At 72.7% G+C, this 22,914-nt stretch carries 22 protein-coding genes; 7 read left to right on the top strand and 15 right to left on the bottom strand.

Annotated elements, in window-relative coordinates; translation table 11 throughout:
* Window positions 1-72 precede the first annotated feature (72 nt).
* The 3 genes from AC1DZA_RS09550 to AC1DZA_RS09540 form a co-directional block, all read right to left on the bottom strand.
* Window positions 73-3,072 carry a helix-turn-helix transcriptional regulator gene (locus AC1DZA_RS09550; RefSeq protein ID WP_476772556.1) on the bottom strand — a complete coding sequence of 1,000 codons (3,000 nt, stop codon included), beginning with the start codon at window positions 3,070-3,072 and terminating at the stop codon, window positions 73-75.
* A gap of 95 nt (window positions 3,073-3,167) precedes the next feature.
* Window positions 3,168-3,356 (bottom strand): hypothetical protein, encoded by a 189-nt coding sequence (locus tag AC1DZA_RS09545; protein ID WP_476772555.1) that lies wholly within the window; start codon window positions 3,354-3,356, stop codon window positions 3,168-3,170.
* A gap of 270 nt (window positions 3,357-3,626) precedes the next feature.
* The gene (locus AC1DZA_RS09540; protein WP_476772554.1) at window positions 3,627-4,298 is read right to left on the bottom strand and encodes a pyridoxamine 5'-phosphate oxidase family protein; all 672 of its coding nucleotides are present in this window, start codon (window positions 4,296-4,298) and stop codon (window positions 3,627-3,629) included.
* Window positions 4,299-4,382: 84 nt separating this feature from the next.
* Between AC1DZA_RS09540 and pdxR the strand changes: the two genes are divergently transcribed.
* From pdxR to AC1DZA_RS09525, 3 genes are all read left to right on the top strand, one after another.
* Window positions 4,383-5,912 carry a MocR-like pyridoxine biosynthesis transcription factor PdxR gene (gene pdxR / locus AC1DZA_RS09535; protein WP_476772553.1) on the top strand — a complete coding sequence of 510 codons (1,530 nt, stop codon included), beginning with the start codon at window positions 4,383-4,385 and terminating at the stop codon, window positions 5,910-5,912.
* Between the two features lie 158 nt (window positions 5,913-6,070).
* A complete protein-coding gene (locus tag AC1DZA_RS09530) occupies window positions 6,071-6,520 on the top strand; it encodes a LysM peptidoglycan-binding domain-containing protein (RefSeq protein ID WP_476772552.1) in 450 nt (149 codons plus the stop codon).
* A 62-nt stretch (window positions 6,521-6,582) separates the two neighbouring features.
* Window positions 6,583-6,981: a hypothetical protein gene (locus AC1DZA_RS09525; protein WP_476772551.1), complete on the top strand. Its 399-nt coding sequence runs from the start codon at window positions 6,583-6,585 to the stop codon at window positions 6,979-6,981.
* A gap of 46 nt (window positions 6,982-7,027) precedes the next feature.
* Here the strand turns inward: AC1DZA_RS09525 and efeB are convergent, their stop codons facing one another.
* The 3 genes from efeB to efeU are packed head-to-tail and all read right to left on the bottom strand — an operon-like array spanning window position 7,028 to window position 10,461.
* Window positions 7,028-8,314: an iron uptake transporter deferrochelatase/peroxidase subunit gene (gene efeB / locus AC1DZA_RS09520; protein WP_476772550.1), complete on the bottom strand. Its 1,287-nt coding sequence runs from the start codon at window positions 8,312-8,314 to the stop codon at window positions 7,028-7,030.
* Complete coding sequence (efeO, locus tag AC1DZA_RS09515) at window positions 8,314-9,534, bottom strand: iron uptake system protein EfeO (RefSeq protein ID WP_476772549.1); 1,221 nt, start codon at window positions 9,532-9,534, stop codon at window positions 8,314-8,316. The genes efeB and efeO overlap by 1 nt, the downstream gene beginning before the upstream one ends.
* A gap of 60 nt (window positions 9,535-9,594) precedes the next feature.
* Window positions 9,595-10,461 carry an iron uptake transporter permease EfeU gene (gene efeU, locus AC1DZA_RS09510; RefSeq protein WP_476772548.1) on the bottom strand — a complete coding sequence of 289 codons (867 nt, stop codon included), beginning with the start codon at window positions 10,459-10,461 and terminating at the stop codon, window positions 9,595-9,597.
* Between the two features lie 144 nt (window positions 10,462-10,605).
* On the opposite strand from efeU, the gene AC1DZA_RS09505 reads away from it, so the two are divergent.
* Complete coding sequence (locus AC1DZA_RS09505; protein WP_476772547.1) at window positions 10,606-12,768, top strand: S9 family peptidase; 2,163 nt, start codon at window positions 10,606-10,608, stop codon at window positions 12,766-12,768.
* 106 nt (window positions 12,769-12,874) lie between these two features.
* Complete coding sequence (locus tag AC1DZA_RS09500; RefSeq protein WP_476772546.1) at window positions 12,875-14,194, top strand: FAD-binding oxidoreductase; 1,320 nt, start codon at window positions 12,875-12,877, stop codon at window positions 14,192-14,194.
* Window positions 14,195-14,230: 36 nt separating this feature from the next.
* Here the strand turns inward: AC1DZA_RS09500 and AC1DZA_RS09495 are convergent, their stop codons facing one another.
* From AC1DZA_RS09495 to AC1DZA_RS09480, 4 genes are read right to left on the bottom strand one after another with little or no spacing between them, the layout of a single operon-like run.
* Window positions 14,231-14,734, bottom strand: coding sequence for a GNAT family N-acetyltransferase (locus AC1DZA_RS09495; RefSeq protein ID WP_476772545.1), 504 nt, complete (start codon window positions 14,732-14,734; stop codon window positions 14,231-14,233).
* Window positions 14,731-15,342: a DUF1349 domain-containing protein gene (locus AC1DZA_RS09490; RefSeq protein ID WP_476772544.1), complete on the bottom strand. Its 612-nt coding sequence runs from the start codon at window positions 15,340-15,342 to the stop codon at window positions 14,731-14,733. Before AC1DZA_RS09490 ends, AC1DZA_RS09495 begins: the two co-directional genes overlap by 4 nt.
* A 56-nt stretch (window positions 15,343-15,398) precedes the next feature.
* Window positions 15,399-15,740: a DUF2834 domain-containing protein gene (locus AC1DZA_RS09485; RefSeq protein ID WP_476763639.1), complete on the bottom strand. Its 342-nt coding sequence runs from the start codon at window positions 15,738-15,740 to the stop codon at window positions 15,399-15,401.
* Window positions 15,741-15,783: 43 nt separating this feature from the next.
* A complete protein-coding gene (locus tag AC1DZA_RS09480; protein ID WP_476763640.1) occupies window positions 15,784-16,440 on the bottom strand; it encodes a hypothetical protein in 657 nt (218 codons plus the stop codon).
* Window positions 16,441-16,563: 123 nt separating this feature from the next.
* On the opposite strand from AC1DZA_RS09480, the gene AC1DZA_RS09475 reads away from it, so the two are divergent.
* Window positions 16,564-17,169, top strand: coding sequence for a GIY-YIG nuclease family protein (locus tag AC1DZA_RS09475; RefSeq protein WP_476772543.1), 606 nt, complete (start codon window positions 16,564-16,566; stop codon window positions 17,167-17,169).
* 85 nt (window positions 17,170-17,254) lie between these two features.
* On the opposite strand, the gene AC1DZA_RS09470 is transcribed toward AC1DZA_RS09475, so the two are convergent.
* On the bottom strand, window positions 17,255-17,479 hold the full coding sequence (locus AC1DZA_RS09470; RefSeq protein WP_476772542.1) for a hypothetical protein: 225 nt from the start codon (window positions 17,477-17,479) through the stop codon (window positions 17,255-17,257).
* A gap of 45 nt (window positions 17,480-17,524) precedes the next feature.
* Here AC1DZA_RS09470 and AC1DZA_RS09465 point away from each other — a divergent pair, with 45 nt between their 5' ends.
* Window positions 17,525-18,019: a MarR family winged helix-turn-helix transcriptional regulator gene (locus AC1DZA_RS09465; RefSeq protein WP_476772541.1), complete on the top strand. Its 495-nt coding sequence runs from the start codon at window positions 17,525-17,527 to the stop codon at window positions 18,017-18,019.
* A gap of 32 nt (window positions 18,020-18,051) precedes the next feature.
* Here the strand turns inward: AC1DZA_RS09465 and AC1DZA_RS09460 are convergent, their stop codons facing one another.
* The 4 genes from AC1DZA_RS09460 to AC1DZA_RS09445 form a co-directional block, all read right to left on the bottom strand.
* Complete coding sequence (locus AC1DZA_RS09460; RefSeq protein ID WP_476772540.1) at window positions 18,052-18,969, bottom strand: NAD(P)-dependent oxidoreductase; 918 nt, start codon at window positions 18,967-18,969, stop codon at window positions 18,052-18,054.
* Window positions 18,970-19,098: 129 nt separating this feature from the next.
* Complete coding sequence (locus AC1DZA_RS09455; RefSeq protein WP_476772576.1) at window positions 19,099-20,202, bottom strand: alcohol dehydrogenase catalytic domain-containing protein; 1,104 nt, start codon at window positions 20,200-20,202, stop codon at window positions 19,099-19,101.
* 172 nt (window positions 20,203-20,374) lie between these two features.
* Entirely contained in the window at window positions 20,375-21,772 is a 1,398-nt protein-coding gene (locus tag AC1DZA_RS09450; protein WP_476772539.1) for an MFS transporter, read from the bottom strand.
* Between the two features lie 205 nt (window positions 21,773-21,977).
* On the bottom strand, window positions 21,978-22,901 hold the full coding sequence (locus AC1DZA_RS09445) for an EamA family transporter (protein ID WP_476772538.1): 924 nt from the start codon (window positions 22,899-22,901) through the stop codon (window positions 21,978-21,980).
* Window positions 22,902-22,914 lie beyond the last annotated feature (13 nt).

Genomic DNA, 22,914 nt, shown 5'->3' with positions numbered 1-22,914 from the left:
TCGACGTCCCGAGGGCCAACGAAGGTCGATCTGCGTCATCTCGACAACGCCGAGAGAGCGTTGACGAGCGGGTCAGCGCAGGGCGCCGGCGCGGTAGGCGGCCTCGGTGCGGGTGGCCGCCCCGAGCTTGCGCAGGATCGCCGAGACGTGCACACTCGCCGTCTTGCCGCTGATGAAGAGCCGCTCGCCGATCTGGCGGTTGCTGAGGCCCTCGGCGATGAGCTCGAGCACCTGGCGTTCGCGCGCCGTGAGGTCGGCGGTGGCTCCGGCGTCGGCGTCGGATGCCCCTGAGCCCGCCACTCCCCCGGCGGCGACGACGAGCGCAGCTCCGCCGCCGACGCCGTCGAGCGCGAGGCCTGCGGCCGATGCCACGCGGAGCACCCGGTCGCGGACCGCGATCACGCCTCCGGACTCGGCCACGTCGAACGCCGCCTGCAGCGAGGCGCGCGCGGCGGCCCGGTCGGCGGCGGCGAGCTCCGCCTCAGCCTGCCGGAGCAGGGCGTAGGGCGCGAGGAATCCGGGAGCCAACGGCCCGGCGGTCTCGCTCACGGCGACCCGCCAGGCGCCGGTGTCGGTGCCGGGCACCCCGGCGCCGGCACCGTCGGATGCCTCGGCGAGCTCGGCCTCGAACAGGGCCGTCCAGACGGGGCTGTTCGGCCAGTACACGAGGCGGCCGAGCAGCGACCGGAACGCTGGCACGGCGTCGATCGCCTCGGCGGCGATCGTCTCGCTCACCGCGTGCGGCCGCGTTCGAATGGCGGCGACCGTGCGCGCGGCGACCCAGAGGAACGGCAGCGCGTAGCCCGGAAGGGGCAGGTGCTCCTCGTGGAGGAGCGCCCGCGACTCGCGCCAGGCCGTGGTGAGGTCGTCGTTGGCGAGCGCCAGTTCGGCCGCGAGCCGGCCGACACCGAGTCGCGTCTGCATCTCGACCTCCATGACCGGGATCATCGAGGAGCGGGCACTTCGGTAGAGCGCGGTGGCCGCCGCGGTATCGCCGCGCCAGAGCCACGCCCAGATGCGGGCACGCAGGAGGTAGGCCGTGAACGGCGTCGGCGGGTCGAGGGCCAGCGCGCGATCGATGAGCTCCTCGGCGCGGTCCCATTCGCCGAGCGCGAAGAGCGGGTCCACCGCATTGCCGGCGAGCAGCACGCCCGTGCTGCGCTCGATGCCGTCTTCGCGGGCACGGGCGAGGCCCTCCTCCGCGAGCCGCACCGCCTCGGCGTGATTGCCGATGAGGTAGTGCAGGTCGGAGGCGTTGACCCAGTATCGGAGGAGCGCACCGCCGTCACCCGCGGCGAGCTCCCGGGAACTCTCGAGCAGCGCGATGCCCTCGTCGACCTCGCCGCGCGCCGCGCGACTGATGCCCACGATGTTCGTGGCGATCGAGCGATAGCGGTTCGAGTCGATCTGGGTCGCGACGTCGAGGGCGCGTTCGGCCATCTCGACGGCGTCGTCGAGCCGGCCGTCGATCATGAGCCGGCCCGACAGCGCCGTGAGCACGGTGGCGCGAAGGTCGCTCGGACCGGAGTCGCCGAGGGCCGCGAGCGCCTCTTCGAGGACGGGGATGGAACCGGGTCGGCCGACGTTGGCCAGGTAGAGCGCCTTGTCGCGCAGCAGCCGCGGATACTGGCGGTCGCCGGGCGGGCACTCGGCGAGGGCTGCCTTGACGAGCGCGAGGCCGCGTTCTCCCTCACCGGCGTTGCGCAGGTGCGAGGCGGTGCGGCCCATGAGCTCGAGCTTGCCCATGCCCGCGGCGGCCTCGGGGTCGGGCACGACGTCCCAGAGGCCGAGAGCCCGCTCACCGAGCTGCGCCGCCGTGGCGTACGCGGCCGCCGCGCGCGCCTCGCGCATGGCCTGGATGGTCGCCGGGAACGCGCGCCCGGCATCATTGGCCCCGAGCCAGTGGTAGGAGATCTCGGCGGCGAGTCGCCGCGTGCCCGCCGCGGCGGCGGCCTCGTGCGCCTCGGCGTAGCGGGCGTGGAACCTGGCGCGCTCGCCCGGGAGCAGGTCGGCCAGGATCGCCTCGCGCACGAGGGCGTGGCGGAACGCGTAGTCCTGTCCGTCGATGGTGAGGACCCCGCCCAGCACGCTCTCGCGGGCGGTGGCGTCGAGCTCGTCGGCGCTGCCGCGATACACGGCGGCGAGCAGCGAGTGCGAGACGCACACTCCGCCGATCGAGACGAGTCGCAGCAGCTCCTGCGCCGGTTCGGACAACCGCTCGTAGCGCGCGAGCAACAGTTCACGGAGCGTGTCGGGCACCTCGCCCTCGTCGCGGCATCCGTCGATGCCGACGAGCTCCTCGACGAAGAACGGCACGCCGTCGCTGCGGCGGAACACCGTGGCGAGCACCTGCTCGCTGACCGCCTCGTCGACGATGAGCGACCGGGCGAGCTTGCGCACCTGGGCGCGCGTGAGCCGGCTGAGCTCGCGGCGCTCGACCCACCGATCGCGCTCGGCCTCGGAGAGGAACGCGCGCACCGGATGCCCCCTGGTGACGTCTTCGGTGCGGTAGCTCAGCACCGTGAGCACGCGGCTCGAACCGAGCGCCCGCATGAGGAAGCGGAGCAGCGTGAGGCTGGCCGCGTCGATCCAGTGCAGGTCTTCGATGACGAAGACGATCGGGCGCTCGCGGGAGAACGTCTCGAGGAGCACGGCGATGGCCTCGTGCAGCTGGCTGGTGGCGGCGCCGGCGGCAGGAGGGGCCGTCGGCGCCGCGGTCAGTGGGTCGGATGCCGCGAGCTCGGGCAGCAGCGCAACCAACGCCGCGCGACCCGGGCCGACGGCGTCGAGCACGCGGTCGGCGCCCTCCTCGGCGACGAGCGTGCGCAGCGCGCCCTTGACGGGCGAATAGGGCGAAGCGACGCTGCCGAGGTCGACGCACTGGCCGACGAGCAGGCGCACGTCGGAGGGCAGCCCGGCCTCGAACTCGCGCAGGAGACGGGTCTTGCCGATGCCCGCCTCGCCGCCGATGATGACCGTGAACGGCGCGCCGGCGCGCACCTCGTCGAGGCGCTCGTTGAGCCTCGCGAGGTCGGCGTCCCGGCCGATCATGGCCGGCGCTGACGTGGTCACCATCTCATGGTGCCACGTTCCACCGACACCGGCACCGGGCCGGGGAGCGCCGTCGAGCGGCGCCGGAACGCCCGCACCGACGACTGCCGCCACGCTCACCGCAGCGCGAGTCGGGGCGCGTGCAGTGCGCGGTGCGCCCGCCGACGGGCGACCGGCTCGGACGACGCCCCCGCGCCGTCCGAGCCGCGCTCCGCCGCGGCCATCCGCAGCTGAATCTCCTCCTCGGCACGCCGCACGTCGGCCTGGTGTGCGCCCAATGCGATGTAGTCAGCCGAGAGCTGCATGATTCCTCCTGATGTCGACCGACCCGTTCGATCGGATACCTTCAGCGTGCTCGCTAAGGCGGTGGGGCCCCATCGGGCGATCGCCCTATTTCGCCGGGGCGCAGGTGGCCGGCCACCTCAGGACCGGCGCTCGACCGCCTCAGGCAGCGCGGCGGGTGGGCATGCGGCGGTAGCCGTCACGGCGGAACTGCACGATCGAGGCCGTCGCCGCCGCAGCGGCGAACAGTCCGAGCACGATCAGGGTCGCGAACATCTCGCACCTCCTCTCATTCAGTGAAGCGGGTGGCGACCGGCCGTCAGGGCGGCCACCGAGCCGGGCACCGGAGTGCCCACGGGCGTCAGCGCGGACGGTTCGGGAGTCCCCCAGGCGCGTCGGATCGGCACGACGCCGGCCCAGCCCGTGTGGTCCTCGCCATCGTCGGGAGACTCGGATGCCCCGGCGGCGCGCACCTTCATGACCACGTCGTCGAGGGCGAGCCGCAGCACGCGGGTCGCGGCCCGCTCCTTCCGGGTGGTGGCGCGCACCTCGGCGGGACGGCCCGGCATGAGCCGCTCGGAGAGCGCCAGCAGCGCGGCATCCGCTCGCTCGTCGTCGACGGGCTCGAGCACGCCGTAGACGACGGCGCTGCGGTAGTTCATCGAGCTGTCGAAGAGGGAGCGCGCATAGACGAGGCCATCGAGGGATGTCACGGCGAACGCCACGGTGGCTCCCTCGGCGGCGGCGCGCAGTGCGAATCCGCCGCCCGTCGAGCCGTGCAGGAGCAGGTGGTCGCCGTCGCGGGCGAAGCCCATGGGCACGACCACGGGCGTGCCCTCGGCGACCGCGGCGAGGTGCCCGACGAGCTCCTGGTCGAGGAGTTCGAAGAGCGCGTCGCGGTCGATGGACTGGCGTTCGGGCATGCGGCGGATGCGGCGGGGCGAGGAGGTGTTCGTCGTGGTCACGTTGCGAGTCTCGCCGCTAGACTGGTCGGCGACGCAGTCCAGTTCTCGCTGCATCGAGCAGACCAGTTTGGAGGCGATGGCGCCATGGACGGACCGATCCCGGTGATCGATCGCGACACCGGTCGCCCCATCGGCGTGCAGCTCGTCGAGGGGCTGCGCCGCCGCATCCTCGACGGCGTGCTGCGACCCGGCGACGCGGTGCCGTCGACGCGCGCGCTCGCGTCCGAGCTCGCCGTGTCCCGCAGCGCGGTCGTGGCCGCCTACGAGCAGCTCGCCGGCGAGGGCTACCTCGACATGCGCCAGGGCGCGCCCACCCGGGTCGCCGCGCTCATCCTCGCCGGGAACGGGAACGGGAACGGAAACGGGGCCGGCGCCGAGCCCAGAGACACCTCCGAACGCGGCGCGCGCGCATCGAAGGGTCGCGAACTGCGGGTTCCGGCCGCCCCGACCCGCAGTTCGCGACCACTCGACGGGATGGCGGCGGGCGAGGCGGCGGTCGCGCCCAGCGCCACGCCGCCGCGCATCGACCTCCTGCCTGGCCGGCCGTCCACCGCGCGCATCGACACCAAGGCGTGGCGCGCGGCCTGGCGGCACGCGGCGGGGCTCGACATCCCGTCCGAGTCGCCGCCGCCGTTCGGGGTCGCGCGCCTGCGGGCCGAGATCGCCGACCACCTCCGACTGGCCCGCGGCGTCGCCTGCGCACCCGACGACGTGGTCGTCACGGCCGGCACCGCCGAGGCGCTCGCGCTCGTGGCATCCGCTCTCGCCGAGCTCATCGGAACCACTCCCGAGGTGGCGGTCGAGCATCCGGGCTACCCCTCGGCGCGCCGCATCCTCGAACGACGCGGCGCCCGCACGACCCCCGTGCCGGTCGACGGCGACGGGATCGACGTCGAGGTGCTGCGCCGGATGCAGCGACCGCCGCACGCCGTCATGGTGACGGCGAGCCACCAGTACCCCCTCGGCGGACGGCTGCCGGTGGCGGCTCGGCTCGAGTTGCTCGACTGGGCGCGCACGGCGGGAGCCCTGGTGATCGAGGACGACTACGACAGTGAGTTCCGCCACCTCGGGCCGCCGCTGCCGGCGCTCGCCTCGCTCGACGACGAGCACGTGGTGCTGGTCGGCAGCTTCTCGAAGGTGCTCACGCCCTGGCTGCGGCTGGGCTACCTCGTGCTGCCCGCGAATCCGGCCCTGAGGGACGCCATCACGCTGATCCGCGCCGACGAGCCGTCGCCGGTTCCGGGCACGGCACAGGATGCCGCGGCCGCCCTCCTCGCGAGCGGCGCGGTGCGACGGCACATCGCGGTGACCCGCCGCGAGTACGCGCATCGGCGCCGGCTCGTGCTCGACGTGCTCGACGGGCTTCCGGGCGCGCCGCTCTCGGGCCTCGACGGCGGGTTGCACGCCGTGCTCGGGCTGCCGGATGCCGCGACGGCGGCGTCCGTCGTCGACCGGCTCTCCGCCGAGGGCGTCGCCGTCGCGAGCCTCGCCGAGTACTCCGCGGTGCCCGGCGACGAGCGCGCCGGGCTCGTGTTCGGCTACGCCGGCCCCAGCGACACGCTCCTCGCCGAGGGGCTGGAGCGGATCCGCGCGGCCGTCGCCGCCGAGACCTGACCTCGGCGGCGAGACCCGGCGCGCGCGGGACCGCGGGAGGGATCGCGAGAGGGATTGCGCTTCCCCGCGCGATCGCTAGGCTGGCTCGAACGGCGCCCCCGACGGAGGAGCGCCGTTCGGCACGTCGGTCGGGAGGCCCGGTGGGGCGAGGATTCGGCATGGTGGCGGCATCCGCTGCCGTGGCACTGGGCTCGGCGCTGCTGCTGAGCGGATGCGTCGCGGAGCCCGCTCCCGCCCCGGTGACCATCACCGCGACCGCGACGGTCACGGCGTCGCCGACCCCCACGCCCGAGCCTGCCCCGCCGGCTGCGGAGCCGGCACCTGCGCCCGTCCCCGATCCGGTGCCCAACGCGCCCGCGCCCGTCGTCGAGTGGGGGCCCGCGTACGACACGGGGCCCATTCCCGGGGCCGGCGGCACCCCCGCGCTCGACGGCAACGGCGTGCCCGCCAGCTACGTGGTCGTGTCGGGCGACAGCTTCTTCGACATCGCGCAGCGGTTCGAGCTGCCCCAGCAGCAGTTGCTGCGCATGAATCCGCAGATCCACGACTTCGGTGAGACCGTCTACATCGGCGACGTCATCAACCTCGACTGGACGAAGACCGGTTGACGCGGCTGACGCCGTCGCCGGGCCGGAGTAGCATCGGCCGCGGATGAAGGCTGGCTGATCGCATGAACGAGATCGTCGCCATCGAGCCGTGGAGCCCGTGGCCGCTGGCCTTCCCCGCCGTCATCGCGTTCGTCGGCGTGCTCGCGTCGCTCGTGGGCACGCGGTTCCACTCGAAGACCATGCGCGAGAGCGGCTACGTGGCGTTCCTCATCGGCGTGCTCGCGGCGGCCATGATGACGTGGTCGCTGTCGGGCATGTGGGACTCGGGCCGCCGGGCCGACGCGCTCATCGACCTCGGTTACGAGTCGCCGACGTTCAGCGGCAGCCTCAACCTCGCCGGCGACCGCCTCGCCCCGATCGCCTGGCAGGCCGTGCACGACGGCGAACGGGTGCGGGGCGTGCTGCGGCCGCTGGGCGGCGACCGCTGGGAGGTCGCCGAGCTCGAGCCCCGCTCGGAGTGAGTCGACAGGCGGCACGCTCGCCGCGACCCCCGACCCGCTGCGTCGCCTACGCGAACAGCGCCTGGCCCACGAACTCGCCCTTCGCGACGCCGCCGGGCACCGCGAAGATCGCCGAACCGACATGCTTCAGGTACTCGTTCAGGCCGTCCGCGGCGAGCCGCTGCTGCACGGTGATGAACTGCTCGGGCGAGCGCTGGAACGACAGGAAGAAGAGACCCGCGTCGAGGCGGCCGAGCTCGTCGTTGCCGTCGACGAAGTTGTAGCCGCGGCGCAGCATCCGAGCCCCGCCGTTGGCCGAGTGGTGCGCGAGCCGCACGTGCGCGTTCGTGTCGATGAGCGGCGCGCCCGTAGGCCCCTCGGCCTCGAAGTCGGGCTCGGTGAACTCGGTGCCGCCCGACATCGGCGCGCCCTCGCCCTTCGAGCGGCCGACGAGCTTCTCCTGCTCGCCGAGCTGCACGCGGTCCCAGTTCTCGATGATCATGCGGATGCGGCGGGCGACGAGGTACGAGCCGCCGGCGAGCCAGGCGGGCTCGTCGCCCGGCTGCACCCACACCTGCTCGTCGAGCACGGCGCCGTCCTCGGCCTTCACGTTCGCGGTGCCGTCCTTGAACCCGAACAGGTTGCGGGGCGTCGCCTGCGCGGTCGACGTCGACGAGGTTCGGCCGAAGCCGAGCTGCGACCAGCGCAGGCTCGCCCGGCCGAAGGCGATGCGGCTGAGGTTGCGGATGGCGTGCACGGCGACCTGCGGATCGTCGGCGCACGCCTGGATGCAGAGGTCGCCGCCGCTGCGCTCGGGCTGCAGCGCGTCGCCTTGGAAGCGCGGCAGCGGCTCGAGGCCCGCGGGCCGGCGTGCGGCGAGTCCGAACCGGTCGACCCCGTCGGCGTCGGCGAAGAGCCCGGGGCCGAACCCGAACGTGATCGTGAGGCCGCTCGCCGCGAGGCCGAGCGCCTCCCCGGTGTCGGTCGGCGGCGCGTAGTCGGAGCCGCCGACGGCGCCGCCCTCCTCGACCTCGAGGCCCTGGGTGAGGCGCGCCGCGGCATCCGTCCACTCGGTGAGCAGCTCGATGAGCCCGTCGCGGTCGAGGGTCGAGCTCACGTCGAAGGCCGCGAAGTGCAGCCGGTCCTGGGCGGGCGTGACGATGCCCGACTGGTGCGCGCCGTAGTAGGGGTAGACGGATGCCGCTCCGCCACCGCTCCCGGCAGCGCCCGCGCCCGTCGCGGCCACCGCGACGCCCGCGGCGCCGGCCGCACCTACGGCGACGCCGGCCGCCCCGGCCCCGAAGAGGCCGAGGAGGTGGCGGCGGCTGACGCCGGAGGCGGACTGCTCGGTCATCAGGCGTCGGGCTCCGTCACGCCGAGCACCGTGTGGGTGAGCTGCGAGAGCGGCTCGGCGAGGGCGTTGACCTGGTCGGAGAGGGTCTTCTTGTCGGCGTCGGTGAGCTCGGCGTAGTCGACGAACCCGGCGTCGAGCGACCCGTACGCGGCGAGCGACGCCTCGAGCGCGGCGAACTGCTCGTCGATGTCGGCGGCGAGCGCCGCGCCGTCGTCGCCCTTCGACTCGGCGAGCGCGCGCACCGCACCGAACGCGACGCCGGCGCCCTGCACGTTCGCGGCGAAGTCGGAGAGGTCGGTGCCCGACCACCAGTCCTCCTCGCCGGTGATCTTGCCCGCGGCGACCTCGTCGAGCAGGGCGATGGCGCCGTTCGAGATGGCGTCGAGCGAGACGTCGAAGTCGTCGGCGGTCACGAGGTCGTGCAGCTGGGTGACGTCGGCGACGAGCGCGTCGGCGAACTCCTGGCGCTGCTCGGGCGTCGACGGAGCCCAGTTCGCGAGCGCGTCCTGGCCGTCGGAGTTGAGGTCGCCGGCGGCCGGCGGCCAGAGGTCCTTCTCGATGCGGTGGAAGCCGGTCCAGTCGAGGCCGTCGGCCACGGCGTCGACCTCGCGGAAGTCGATCTTCGGGTCGAGGTCGCCGAACGCCTCGGCCGTGGGCTCGATGCGCTCGTAGGGCACGCGGGTCGCGGCGAAGAGCGACCGCGCCGTCTCGTCGTCGCCCGCGGCGTATGCGGCGGCGAACGCCTGCACGGCCGGCAGCAGCTCGGCGGCCTGCGAGCGCACGTAGGCGAGGTACTCGGTGACGGCCTGGTCGGCGAGCGCCTGGTCGTCCGCCGACACGGCGGATGCCTCGCCGGTGACGGTGAACTCGGCGAGCCCGACCGGGGCCCCGACCTGCTGGAACTTGCAGGCCGTGTAGTAGGTGCCCGGCGCGAGCTGCGCGACGAACTCGATCGCCTGCCCGGGGGTGACGTTCTCCTTCTCGCCGACGATGCGCAGCTGGTCGTCGGCGAGGATCTCGAACTCGTTCACGTCGCTGCCCGTGTTCTCGAGGCTGAACGTCACGGCACCGGCCGGCGCGGTGGCCGCGGCCACGGCGCATCCGTCATCGGTGATCGACACCGGGATCGACTGGGCGAGGTCGGACTTCGCGACGCAGCCCGTGAGGGCCAGCGCCAGTGCGGTCACGGCAGCGGATGCCGCGAGGGCACGTCGGTTCATCGGGGATCCAATCGGCGGGGTCGAGGGGGCTGAGGGGCTGAGGGGCTGAGGGGCTGAGGGTCAGTGCGCGGCGACCGGCGAGACGGGCGTGGCGGGCGCTGCAGCCGGTGCGGCCTTCGGCGCACTGCGACGGCGCAGCAGCCGCAGGTAGAGCGACATCGTGACGGCGACGTACGCGACCCAGCCGATGACCTGCGCCCACGTGGGCTCGGGCGTGAAGTTGAAGATGCCGCTGAGCACGGCGTGCAGCCAGCCGCCCGGCGGGATCACCGCGGTGAGGCTGTAGGCGGTCACGCCGCCGCCCGGGATGACCGAGGCCTCCTGCAGGTCGCCGATCGCGTAGGACAGCACCCCGGCGGCGACGAGGATCAGGAACACGCCCGTCCAGGTGAAGAACTTCCCGAGGTTGATGCGCACGAGGCCCCGCGAGATGCCCCACGAGATGACGACGGCGGTGAGGATGCCGAGGACGGCGCCGATCGTGCCGAGCACCGGATCGTTGCCGCCCGCGACGCTCGCCCAGACGAAGAGGGCGGTCTCGACGCCCTCGCGGCCGACGCTCACGGCGCCGAGCACGACGATGGCGATCCAGGATCCGGTGAGCGCGGTGTCGACGCGCCCGCGCAGCTCGGAGGAGAGGGTGCGGCCGTGCGTGCCCATCCAGAAGATCATCCAGGTGACCATGGCCACAGCCAGGAGCGAGAGCGTGCCGCCGAGGATCTCCTGCGCCTGGAAGGTCATCGCGTACGGGCCCCACGTGAGCAGGGCGCCGACGCCGAGCGAGACCGCCACGGCGATGCCGATGCCCATCCAGAGCTTGCCGAGCAGGTCGCGCCGGCCGAGCTTGCCGAGATAGGCGACCAGGATGCCCACGATGAGACCTGCTTCGAGGCCCTCGCGGAGGCCGATCAGGTAGTTGGCGAGCACGTGCGACTCCCGGCTAGGAACGAGTGGATTGAGCTAAGGCTAACCTAAGCCGCCGTTCGGCACGAAACGGATGCTCAACTCCGACGCACGGCGTCACGGGCACGCGCCTCGAACGTCGGCGGCCCATGGGCGTACCGTGGACAGGTGCTCACCCCGCCGAAGACCGAGAAGCGTCCGATCCAGCGCGAGCACCACGGCGACGTGGTGGTCGATGAGTACGAGTGGCTGCGGGCCAAGGACGATCCGGCGGTGCTGGCCCACCTCCACCAGGAGAACGCCTACACCAAGGCGAAGACCGAGCACCTCTCGATCCTGCAGGAGCTCATCTTCGAGGAGATCAAGGACCGCACGAAGGAGACCGACCTCAGCGTGCCCAGCCGCGAGGGCGAGTGGTGGTACTACACGCGCACCGTCGAGGGGCAGCAGTACGGCATCCACTGCCGGGCGCCGATCACGAGCCCCGACGACTGGGAGCCGCCCGTGCTGCCCGAGCTCACGGGCGATGAGCTTCCGGATGCCGCGGACGAGTCGATCCCGGGCGAGCAGGTGCTGCTCGACGACAACCTCGAGGCCGCCGGCCACGACTTCTACTCGCTCGGAAGCTTCGACGTGACCGCCGACGGCGCCACGATGCTCTACGCCACCGACGTGGAGGGCGATGAGCGCTACACGATCCGCCTCAAGGCGATCGACGGCACCGACCGGGTCTACGACGACGTCATCGAGGGCACCGCGGCCGGCGCCGTGTTCGACCCGTCGGGCCGCTACCTCTTCTACGCCACCGTCGACGAGTCGTGGCGCCCCGACACCATCTGGCGCCACGAGGTCGGCACCGCGGCATCCGACGACGTCTCGGTCTTCCACGAGTCCGACGAGCGGTTCTGGCTGGGCGTGGGCCTCACCCGCAGTCGCAAGTACCTCATGATCGAGGCCGGCTCGAACGTCACCGGGGAGACCTGGCTGCTCGACACCGCCGACCCCGCCGGCGACTTCACGGTCGTGTGGCCGCGCAAGGACGGCGTCGAGTACGACGTCGAGCACGTCGTCGCCGGCGGCATCGACCGGCTGCTCATCGTGCACAACGACGACGCCGTGAACTTCGAGCTCGTGAGCGTCGCGGCATCCGACCCGCAGGGACCGCGACGGATGCTACTGCCCCACGATCCGGCCGTGCGGCTTGAGGGCGTCGACGCCTTCCGCGACTTCGTCGCCGTCGAGTACCGGCGCGACGGGCTGCCGCGCGTGGCCGTCGCGAAGGTGCCGCCGGCCGGACTTCCCGCGGATGCCACGCCCGACGACACCCTGCACGAGCTGCCGTTCGACGAGGCGCTGTTCTCCGTGGGCGTCGGCTCGAATCCCGCGTGGGAGCAGCCGACCCTGCGCATCGGCTACTCGAGCTTCGTCACGCCGTCGACCGTGTACGACGTCGTGGTCGCGACCGGCGAGCGTCGCCTGCGCAAGCGCCAGCCGGTGCTCGGCGACTACGACGCGACGCGCTACGCGCAGCGACGCGAGTGGGCCGTCGGCGACGACGGGACGCGCATCCCGATCTCGCTCGTGTACCGGCACGACCTCGTCGACCTCGGCACGCCGGCGCCCACGCTGCTCTACGGCTACGGGTCGTACGAACACTCCATCGACCCGGGGTTCGGCATCCCCCGGCTGTCGCTGCTCGACCGCGGCATGATCTTCGCGGTCGCGCACGTGCGCGGCGGCGGTGAGATGGGGCGCCTCTGGTACGAGCACGGCAAGAAGCTCGAGAAGCGCAACACGTTCACCGACTTCGTCGCCGCGGCGCGCCACCTCATCGACGAGGACATCACCGCACCCGACCGGCTCGTCGCCCAGGGCGGCAGCGCCGGCGGGCTGCTCATGGGCGCCGTGGCGAACATGGGGCCGCGGTACTTCTCGGGCATCCTCGCCGAGGTGCCGTTCGTCGACCCGCTGACCTCGATCCTCGACCCGTCGCTGCCGCTCACGGTCATCGAGTGGGACGAGTGGGGCAACCCGCTCGACGACGCCGAGGTGTACCACTACATGAAGTCGTACTCGCCGTACGAGAACGTGCACGTCAACCACTACCCGCCGATCCTCGCCGTGACGTCGCTCAACGACACCCGTGTGCTCTACGTGGAGCCCGCGAAGTGGGTCGCCCGCCTTCGCGACGCCGGGGCCGACCCGCTGCTGAAGACCGAGATGGCGGCCGGCCACGGCGGCGTCTCGGGGCGGTACTCGGCGTGGCGCGAGCGGGCCTTCGCGTACGCGTGGGTGATCGACCGGGCGAAGGCGCACCCCTCGGGCGAGTAGGGGCGCGCGGGTCGCCGCATGCGGTCGGCGATGCATGCGAACGCAGGCATTCCGCGCTGAGCGAGCAGCGATTCCGCTTGTCGGCGGCCTCTGCCAGAGTGGCGGAATGTCGATCCTCTCCGAATTGAGTGAGCGCGTTCCCGGCCGGGCGCATGGCCCCGGCACCACCGAGTACGACGCCGGCGCCGCGGTCTTCGCGGGCGTCGGCGAACCCCAGGTCGTCGTGCGTCCGCGCACCGCCGACGAGGTCGCCGCGGCCGTCGGCCTCGCCGCGGCATCCGGCCTGCCCATCGCCGTGCGCAGCGGCGGCCACGGCCTCCTGCCCGTCGACGACGGCCTCGTCATCGACCTCGCCGAGCTCACGGCCGTCGAGCTGCGACCCGACGGCACGGTGAGCGTCGGCGCCGGCGCCCGCTGGGCGGATGTCGCCGCGGTCCTGTCGCCGCACGGGCTCGCGGTGAGCTCGGGCGACACTCGCGACGTCGGCGTCGGCGGGCTCGCCCTCGGCGGCGGCATCGGCTGGTTCGTGCGCCAGCAGGGCCTCGCCGCCGACGCCCTGCGCGAGGTCGAGCTCGTCACCCCGGCCGGCGACGTGCTCACCGTCGACGAGACGTCGCACCCCGACCTGTTCTGGGCGTTGCGCGGTGGCGGGGGCAACTTCGGCGTCGTCACCCGCTTCGTGTTCCAGCCGCTCGCGGGCGACGGCCTCGTCGGCGGGCATGTGCACTTCGACACGTCCGACGTGCCCGCGGTGCTCCGTGCGTGGCGCGACGTGATGCGCGCCGGGCCCGACGAGCTCAACTCCACGCTCACCGTCATGCCCGAGTTCGCCCCCGGCATGCCGGCGGGCCCGCAGCTCGGCATCGCGCTGCAGGGCGACGAGTCGCGGCTCCGCGAACTCCTCGAGCCGCTGCTGTCGCTCCCGTCGGTCACCGAGGTGTCGCTCGGACCGGTGGCCTACGGCGACCTGCTCGAAGACGCACCGCCCGGAAGGCCGCCGTTCGTGTTCGTCGGCGGCAACGGGTTCGTGCCCGACCTCTCCGACGAGGCGCTCGAGGCGTTCGCCCGGGTCTACGACCGCGAGGTGCCCACCATGGTGCTCCTGCGCGCCCTCGGGGGCGCGTTCGGTCGGGTGGCCCCCGATGCCACCGCGATCGCCCATCGCGATGCCGAGGCGCTCCTCATCGTGAACGGCGTGCTCCAGCCGGGTGCCACCCCCGAGCAGGTGGCCACCGCCAAGGCCGGCAGCGATGCCGCGCTCGCCTACACGAGCGGAACCTACGGCAACTTCTCCGCCGAATACAGCGACGCCGTGACCGCGTCGATGTATCCGCCGCACACGCTCGAACGCCTGCGTCGCATCAAGGCCGAGTTCGATCCGGGCAACGTGTTCCGGCGCAACCACAACATCACGCCGGCTCGCTGAGCGAGGCGCGCGTCAGGCGAGCGTGAGCAGCGCGCGTCAGGCGAGCGTGAGCAGCATCGTGTCGGAGCCGCCGTTGCGTCCGACCGTGCGGAACCCCGCCCGTTCATAGAGATGGCGGGCACGGTTGCCGTCCTCGACGCTCAATGAGATCCCGCGCAGGGCCCGGCGCCGCGCCTCGTGGACGACGGCGTCGAGCACGGCGGCGCCCAAGCCGCGCCCGCGGTGCCCCGGGAACGTGGTGATGCTCAGCTCGGGCACGTCGTCGGCGACGAATCCGTAGCCCGGGTCATCGGCGGTCAGGAAGACGACCCAGGCCACGGCGAGCACCGCCTCACCCTCGTCATCGTGGTCCTCATCGTCATCGTCGACCGCCGCCGTGCCGAAGTCCCGAGCGCCGTCGAACGAGGTGTAGTAGTGCGCCAGGTCGGGCATGCCGTCGACCTGCTCAGGCTCGAACCGCGGTCCGTCCCAGTTCATGTTCGCGAGCGTCGCGTCGCGCAGCAGCCCGCGGTCGTCGTCGGTGAGCGGTCGTAACCTCATGCGATCGGCGGGTCCTCGTGCAGGTCGGCGTCGGGCGCGGTGAACGCCCACTCCGTGAACCGCACCTCGAGGTCGGCGCGCATCGGGGCGCAGATCATGGGGCCGACGGATGCCGCGCCGGCGGTGAACGGCGCGACGCGAAGGGTTCGCCAGCCACCCGCATCGCTCCGCGCGCGCAGCGTGACGGCGTCGCCCGCCTCACCACCCCGGCTGGCCCGGATCGTGACGGGCCGCCCCGCCCATTCGGGCACGGGTGCGAGCGACCAGTCGGACACCCCGTTCGTCACCACGGCGCCGACGTGCAGCACGCCGTCGGAGACCTCGAGGCCCGTCTTGATCCACCGCTCGGCATCGACCCAGAGCAGCAGGCCGGCCTGGTCGTAGAGCCCGGTGAGCGTGGACGTGTCGAAGGTGAGCTCGACCGCGGCATCCGTCGGCCACTCGGCCACGAGCCCGTGGCCGTCGTCGTGCACGAAGCCGTAATGGGTGGTGCGCCACCAGTCGCTGCCCTCGACGGCCATGACGACGAGGTCGCCGCCGTCGACCCGCGACGCCGCGGGCTCCCTCGTCCAGCTGCCCGATGCCCAGTCCACGCGCGTCCGTTCCATGCACTCCACGCTATCCGCCACCTCCGTCGGCGTCGGCGTCGGCCGCCGGACGGCGTTCAGGCGGTGGCGTCGGCCAGCAGGTTCAGCCGCCGCTGCCGCATCGCCAGGAAGAGCGGGAAGGTGAAGGCGAACGCGGTCAAGCCCGACGCCACCACGTAGAGCCATCCGAAGCGCATGCCGAGGCGGCGCGCCTCGACGATGATGAAGATGCTGCCGGCGACCGCGGCCACGAGCAGGTCGACGGTGATCGACGACACGGCAGGCCCGCTCGTGACGAGGTCGCCGATGAAGTCGTGCAGGCCGACGATGGCGAGGGCGTTGAACCACCAGGTGCCGATCAGTCCGGCGATCGAGAGCAGCAGGTAGACGACGGCGAGCGGGCTCCAGTGGCTGGTCATGCTCCCAGTGTGGCGCGGCGGGCCTCGCCGAGGCGGCAGCCGCTCAGCCCGGCCAGGCGCCGAAGGAATCGTCGAGCTCGTCGAACGTCTCGCGTCGCTGCCGGGCTTCGGCGAGGTCCCGCTTGAGATCGAGTGAGAGGCCGCGCATGCGGTCGTCGCGCTCGCGCTCGTAGGCCTCGTCGATCTCGATGTCCGGCCACTCCTGGGCCAGCCGCGCCTCGATGACGCCCGCGATCTCCTCCCACGCCTCCTGCCGCGCCCGCTCGGCGAACTCGGCGAGGTAGGCGTCGTCGTTGCGGAGCTCGGTCAGACGCTCGGCCACCGCGGCGTTCACGCGCTGCCGCAGGCGGAGGTTCCAGGCATCCGCCCGGTGGTAGTCGTGCTGGTGCGCCGAGCGGCCCTCGCGCTGCGCCGCCGACTCGCGTTCGGCCGCCGACCATTCGGCCACCTCGTCGAGCTCCTGCACCAGTTCGTGCAGGACCTCGCGCGCCGCGGCCGAGGCCCGCACGGCGTCGAACGGCTCGTCGCCGCGCAGGGCCATCACGATGATGCGGTTCTTCAGCGCCATGCGGCCCGCCGCCTCAGAGACGAGGAGGCCCTCGGCGAAGGACTCCTCGAACGTGAGCGGCTCCACTTCGGGCAGGGCGGTGCGGTCGAACGGCGCGAACCGCTCCCGCTTCCGTCTCCGCCAGATGCGCATGGTGATGCCGGCCTCTCACCCTCGAACGCCCGTGCCCGCCGCGGGTCCGGCGGTCGGAGAACGAGCCTATCGCGGCGGCGCGAACGCCCGTCGGGTGTCGGGGGTGGCGCGTAGCCTGCCGGCATGAGTGCAGCGGATGCCGCGAGCGGGCGCCATGGCGACCCGGGCACCGGGTGCCGGCTCGCCGACGCCGAGGGCCGACCGTGCGGGCGTCCAGTCGACGCCGGGACGCCGCTCGGGCTCTGTCGCGAGCACCTGCTCGAGGCGTACGACTGGGTCAGCCGCGATGCCGGGGTGACCGACGTGCTGCCGTCGCCGTGCCGGGCCTGCGGGTCGAACGTCGGCGTCCGCTATCCGTCGGGGTGGGTCTGCGCCGAGTGCGAGTGGCGGGTGGGCGACGTGCCCGACGACGAGCTCGACCGGCCGCGCGTCGAGGTGGTCTATTACATCCGCTACCGCGACCAGATCAAGATCGGCACCTCGGTGAACCCGCGCATGCGGCTCGCGGTGCTGCCGCACGACGAGGTGCTCGCATTCGAGCGCGGCGGGCGCCCGCTCGAGCAGCGGCGGCACGTGCAGTTCGCCGCGCACCGGTATCCGGGCACCGAGTGGTTCGCGGTACACGACGCGCTGCTCGAGCACGTCGCCGAGCTGGCGGCCGGCATCGACGATCCGTGGGCGGAGTACGAGCGCTGGGTGCTGCGGCGCCTGGCGGTGGCACGGTCCTAGCGGTGGCGATGGGCCGGGCCGCGAGCCGACGGACCGGGCGGAGAGCGGATCCCCGTCCGCGCTGCAAGCGGGGTGCCACCCGCGCCTACGGGCAGCGCAGCTGCGTGCGCTCGAACGTGCGGTCGATGTGGTGCTCCGACATGGGTGCCCCGCAGAGCGGACAGGCGGCGGCGCGGTTCGGCGCCGGCTCCTCGTCGTAGGGTCCCAGCGGCGGCGGGCCGATCCATGGCAGCAGCCGCGCGTTCAGCCGTTCGATGAGGCCGGCGTAGCCGCGCCCGCCTGGTCGATCGGAGCGGGTGCGTCGTGTCATAATCATTAGTGTACTAACTATTCGCACACACCGCATACTGGAGCCATGGACGATCGACCCGCCGCCACCGCAACCGCAACAGTGACCGCAGCTGTCGACGGCGCGGCATCCGACGACCTGCTCGCCCTCGAGAACCAGGTCTGCTTCGCGCTGGCCGTGGCCGCCCGGGGCGTCATCGGCGTCTACCGGCCGATTCTCGAGCCGCTCGGCCTCACGCACCCGCAGTACCTCGTGATGCTCGCCCTTTGGGGCCGCAGCCCGCGCACGGTGCGTGACCTGGGCGATGCGCTCCAGCTCGAGCCGGCCACGCTGTCGCCGCTGCTGAAGCGGCTCGAGGCCCAGGGCTATCTGACCCGCGAGCGCAACGCCCGTGACGAGCGCGCCCTCGACGTGGCGTTGACGGATGCCGGTCGCGCGCTGCGCGAGCAGGCGCTCGGCATCCCGCCGCAGGTCGTCGATCGGCTCGGCATGAGCATGGGCGAGCTCGCCGCCCTGCGCGACCGTCTCACCGACGTGATCGCCGCAGTGCAGCGGGGCTGATACCGGCGCACTGGCGCGGCATCCGTCGATCCTCAGGCGTCGGGATCGAACCCGGCGACCGTGCCGTCGGCCGAGGCGTACTTCACGATGAGGCTGCAGTCCTTGCCGCCGTAGCCCTCGTCGATGAGGCGCTCGAACTGGTCGAGCGCGATGCGCGCCGCCGGCAGGTGCAGGCCGGCCTCCTCCCCCGCTGCGAGCGCGAACGACAGGTCCTTCTCGGCGAGCACGGTCGTGAAGGTGGCGTCGAAGTTGCGGTTCGCCGGGCTCGTGGCGACGACGCCCGGCGCCGGATACCAGGTGCGCAGCGGCCACGAGTCGCCCGACGACACCGACGCGACCCGGAAGAACGTCTCGGCGTCGAGTCCGAGGTGCGCTGCGAGCTGCGAGCCCTCGGCGACGCCGAGCAGCGACACGAAGAGCATCAGGTTGTTCGCGAGCTTCGCCGCGATGCCCATGGTCGGCCCGCCGACCGGGAAGACGTGCCCCGCCATGGGCTCGACGAGCGCGGCGGCCTCGGCGACGGCTGCATCCTCGCCGCCGAGCATGAACGTGAGGCTGCCGGCCGTGGCGCCCGCGATGCCGCCCGACACGGGCGAGTCGACGAACCGGAAGCCGCGGGCCGCCGACTCCTCGTGACTCCAGCGGGAAGTCTCGACGTCCACCGTCGACGTGTCGAGCAGCAGCGCGCTCGTCGGCGCCGTCGCCCACACCCCTGCCTCGCCGCCGAGCACCTCGCGAACGTGCTCGCCGCGCGGCAGCGACGTGAACACCGCATCGGCACCCGCCACCGCGTCGGCGATCGACGCGACGACCTGCACGCCGCGGGCGGCGGCTGCATCCCGGCAGGCGGCGTCGGGATCGACCCCGCGCACCTCGTGCCCGGCGGCGACGAGGTTGCCCGACATCGGGCCGCCCATGTGTCCCAGGCCGATCCAGGCGATCGTCGCCATGTGCCCCTCCCGACCTCGTCGACGCGGAGTGCGCTCGGTGCGGGCGAGCCGACCGGCTCCCGCGCCTCCCACGATACGTTCGCGGCAACCGCCCGGCAACGGATGCCGCAGGCGCCGGTGGCCGGCCGCTCAGAACCGGATGACCTGCCGGATCGCCGCGCCGGCGGCGAGCGTGTCCATCGCCTCGTTGACGTCGTCGAGGGCGATGTGCGACGAGATCAGCGCCTCGACGGGCAGTCGACCTCGGCGCCACAGCTCGGCGTACCGGGGGATGTCCCGCGACGGCACGGCCGACCCGAGGTAGCTGCCCACGATCGTGCGCGCCTCGGCGGTGATCGTGAGCGGCGAGAGCTCCACCCGCGCGGCCGGCGACGGCAGGCCGACGGTCACGGTGCGCCCGCCGGGTGCGGTGAGCGCGAACGCGGTCTCGAACGCGCGCGGATGCCCCGCCGCCTCGACCGCCACCTCCGCCCTGATGCCCGCCGTGATCGCCTCGTCGGGCGTGAACGCCGCAGACGCGCCGAGCTCGCGTGCCCGGTCGAGCTTCGACGGCACCGCGTCGACGCCGGTGACGCGTCCGTGGCCGAGTGACACCGCCGTGATGAGCGCGGCCATGCCGACGCCGCCGAGGCCCACGACCACGACGTCCTCGCCGGGACGCACGGCACCCGCGTTGACGACCGCGCCGCCGCCGGTGAGCACGGCGCAGCCGAGCACGGCCGCGATGTCGGGCGGCACATCGGCGCCGACGACCACGGCCGAGCGCCGGTCCACGACCGCGTGCGTGGCGAAGCCCGACACCCCGAGGTGATGGTGCACGGGCCGCCCGTCGCGCCGAAGTCGGATGCCGCCGTCGAAGAGCGTGCCCGCGGTGTTCGCCGCGGTCCCCGGCGTGCACGGCATGACGCCGCCGGTGCGGCATCCGTCGCATTCACCGCACCTGGGCAGGAACGCCGTGACCACCCGGTCGCCGACGGCGAAGCCCGCAGCGGATGCCGCGACGCCGACCGCCTCGACGATGCCCGCGGCCTCGTGGCCGAGGAGCATCGGCACGGGCCGCGGCCGGTTGCCGTCGACCACCGACAGGTCGGAGTGGCAGACGCCGGCCGCCTCGATCCGCACCAGCAGCTCGTCGGGGCCGGGCGGGTCGAGCTCGAGCTCGCCGACCGTGATCGGTCGCGACGCCGCGAAGGGGCGCCCCCGACCGAGCTCCTCGAGCACGGCTCCGGTGATGGTGCGGGTGCGTGTCGCGCTGCCCGCGCTGCCCGCGGTGGTGCCGCTCACGGTGCCTTCGGTCACGATTCCTCCCGATCTCGTGCCTCGAGTGGGCGATGTTGGCGGCTCGGCCGCGAGCCGGCCGCCAAGATCGCCCACTCGCGTGGATCGATGGTGCGGATGCCGCGATCTACCCGACCCGCGCGGCCTCTTCGGCCAGGCGCTCCCGGTCGGCGTCGTCGATCGAACGCAGCGAGATGCCGACCGTCTCCCGAAGGGCGATCACGGCGACGAGCGTCACCGCGGCCGAGATCGCGAGGTAGATCGCCACCGGCACCCAGCTCTCGTAGGTCGACAGCAGCATGGTCGCGATGATCGGCGCGAGCGACCCGGCGATGATCGACGTGACCTGGTAGCCGAGCGAGACGCCCGAGTAGCGCATGCGGGTCGGGAACATCTCGGCCATGATCGCCGGCTGGCTTGCGTACATGAGGGCGTGGATGATCAGGCCGACGATGAGCACGCCGACGATCAGCCAGTCGTTCTTCGTATCGAACAGCGGGAACGCCACGAAGCCCCAGACTGCGGCGAGCACGGCACCGGTCGCGTAGACGGGCTTGCGGCCGAGCCGGTCGCTCATGCGCCCGATCACCGGGATCACGGCGAAGTGCACGACGTGCGCGAACAGGATGAGCGTGAGGATCGTCGACGTGATCATGCCGAGGTGCGCCGACATGTAGGTGATCGAGAAGGTCACCACGAGGTAGTACATGATGTTCTCGCCGAAGCGCAGGCCCATCGCGGTGAAGACGCCACGGGGGTAGCGCTTCAGCACCTCGATCACGCCGTAGTTCGTCTTCTTCGCGGCCTCCGCCTCCTTCTGCGCCTCGAGGAAGATGGGCGCATCGGTGACCTTCGTGCGGATGTAGTAACCGACGGCGACGATCACGACCGAGAGCCAGAAGCCCACGCGCCAGCCCCATGCGAGGAACTGCTCCTCGGTGAGCGTGCGCGAGAGGGTGAGCAGCACGACGGTGGCGAGCAGGTTGCCGGCGGGCACGGCGGCCTGCGGCCAGCTCGCCCAGAAGCCGCGCTCGCGGTCGGGCGAGTGCTCGGCCACGAGGAGCACCGCGCCGCCCCACTCGCCGCCGACCGCGAAGCCCTGGAAGAAGCGCAGGACGATGAGCAGGATCGGCGCGAGGTAGCCGATCTGGTCGAAGGTCGGCAGGCAGCCCATGAGGAAGGTGGTCACGCCGACGAGGATGATCGCCAGCTGCAGGAGCCGCTTGCGGCCGTACTTGTCGCCGAAGTGCCCGAACACGATGCCGCCGAGCGGACGGGCGATGAAGCCGACCGCATAGGTGAGGAACGCCTTGATGATGTTGTCGAGCGGGTTGTCGCTCGGCGGGAAGAAGATGACGTTGAACACCAGCGTCGCGGCGGTGGCGTAGAGGAAGAACTCGTACCACTCGACGATCGTGCCGGCCATCGAGGCGGCGACGACCTTGCGCAGGCCGGTGCGGACGGGCGACCCCTGCGGGTCGGCGGATGTTGGGGATGGGCCCTGCGTCGTACGGTCGACGGCCATTGGCGACTACCTCCTTGTAGTGGCGACGCGAGGAAGGGGTGTCACGTCGCAGGCGATTCTGGCCCGGCACCTCCGCGTGCGGCAATCGCGTATCCCGCACAGCGGGTGTGCATTCCTGCAGATCGGCGGTGGCGAGCGGATGCCGCGAGCGCCAGTGAGCGGATGCCGCGAGCCGACGCCGAGCGGATGCCGCGAGCCGACGCCGCTACGCCATGCCCTCCGCGGTCTGCTCGAGGTCGGACTTCGGCCGGTCGCGCTGGGTGGCGATCGCCGTGCCCGCCGCCCCGCAGACGATCGCGATGGCGAGCACCTCGAGCGGCGTGAACGTCTCCGACAGCACGAGCCATCCGAAGATCGCGGCGATCACGGGCCCGAAGCTCGTGATGATCGCGTAGAGGCGGGGCGTGATGCGGCGCAGGATGAACGTGTCGAGGCTGTAGGGCAGCGCCGACGACAGCACCCCGACGCCGACGAGCAGCGCGGCCACGCGCCAGTCGATCACCGACGCGTCGAACGTCGCGATCGCGAACGGCAGCAACAGCGCCAGGCTCACGATGCTCGCGACGGTGAGTCCCTCCAAGCCGGGCAGTCCGACGGCGACCCGCCGGGTCAGCACGATGTAGCCGGCCCACGCGGCCGCGGCGGTGAGGGCGAGGGCGACGCCCCACGGGTCGATGGCCGCGGCATCCGCTGACCCCGGACCGATGAGCAGCACCACGCCGGCGCCCGCGGCGAGCGCACAGGCCACGTCGAGGATGCGGCGCGAGGAGAGGAGCGCGATCGCGAGGGGGCCGAGGAACTCGATCGTCGCCGCGATGCCCAACCCGAGCAGGTGCACCGACTCGTAGAACGCGAGGTTCATGACCGCCAGCACCACGCCGAGCGCGAGCGCGGGCCAGAGGCGGCGCCACGTGAGCTCGGCGCGCTTGGGCCGGTAGAACGGAACGACGGCGACGACCATCACGATCTGGCGCGCCGCCACGACCACGAACGATCCGACGATGGGGATGAGCAGGCCGGCGAGCGACGAGCCGAAGTTGATCGAGACCTCGGTGCCGAGCTGCGTCGCAGCTCCGGCGAATCGGCGGCGGCGCAGCGCGGCATCCTGCTCGTCGAGTTCTGCGGTCACCCGTCGACGATAC

The sequence above is a fragment of the Agromyces sp. P2_B3 genome (assembly GCF_056404815.1).
This window is presented reverse-complemented; position numbering and strand designations above follow the sequence as displayed.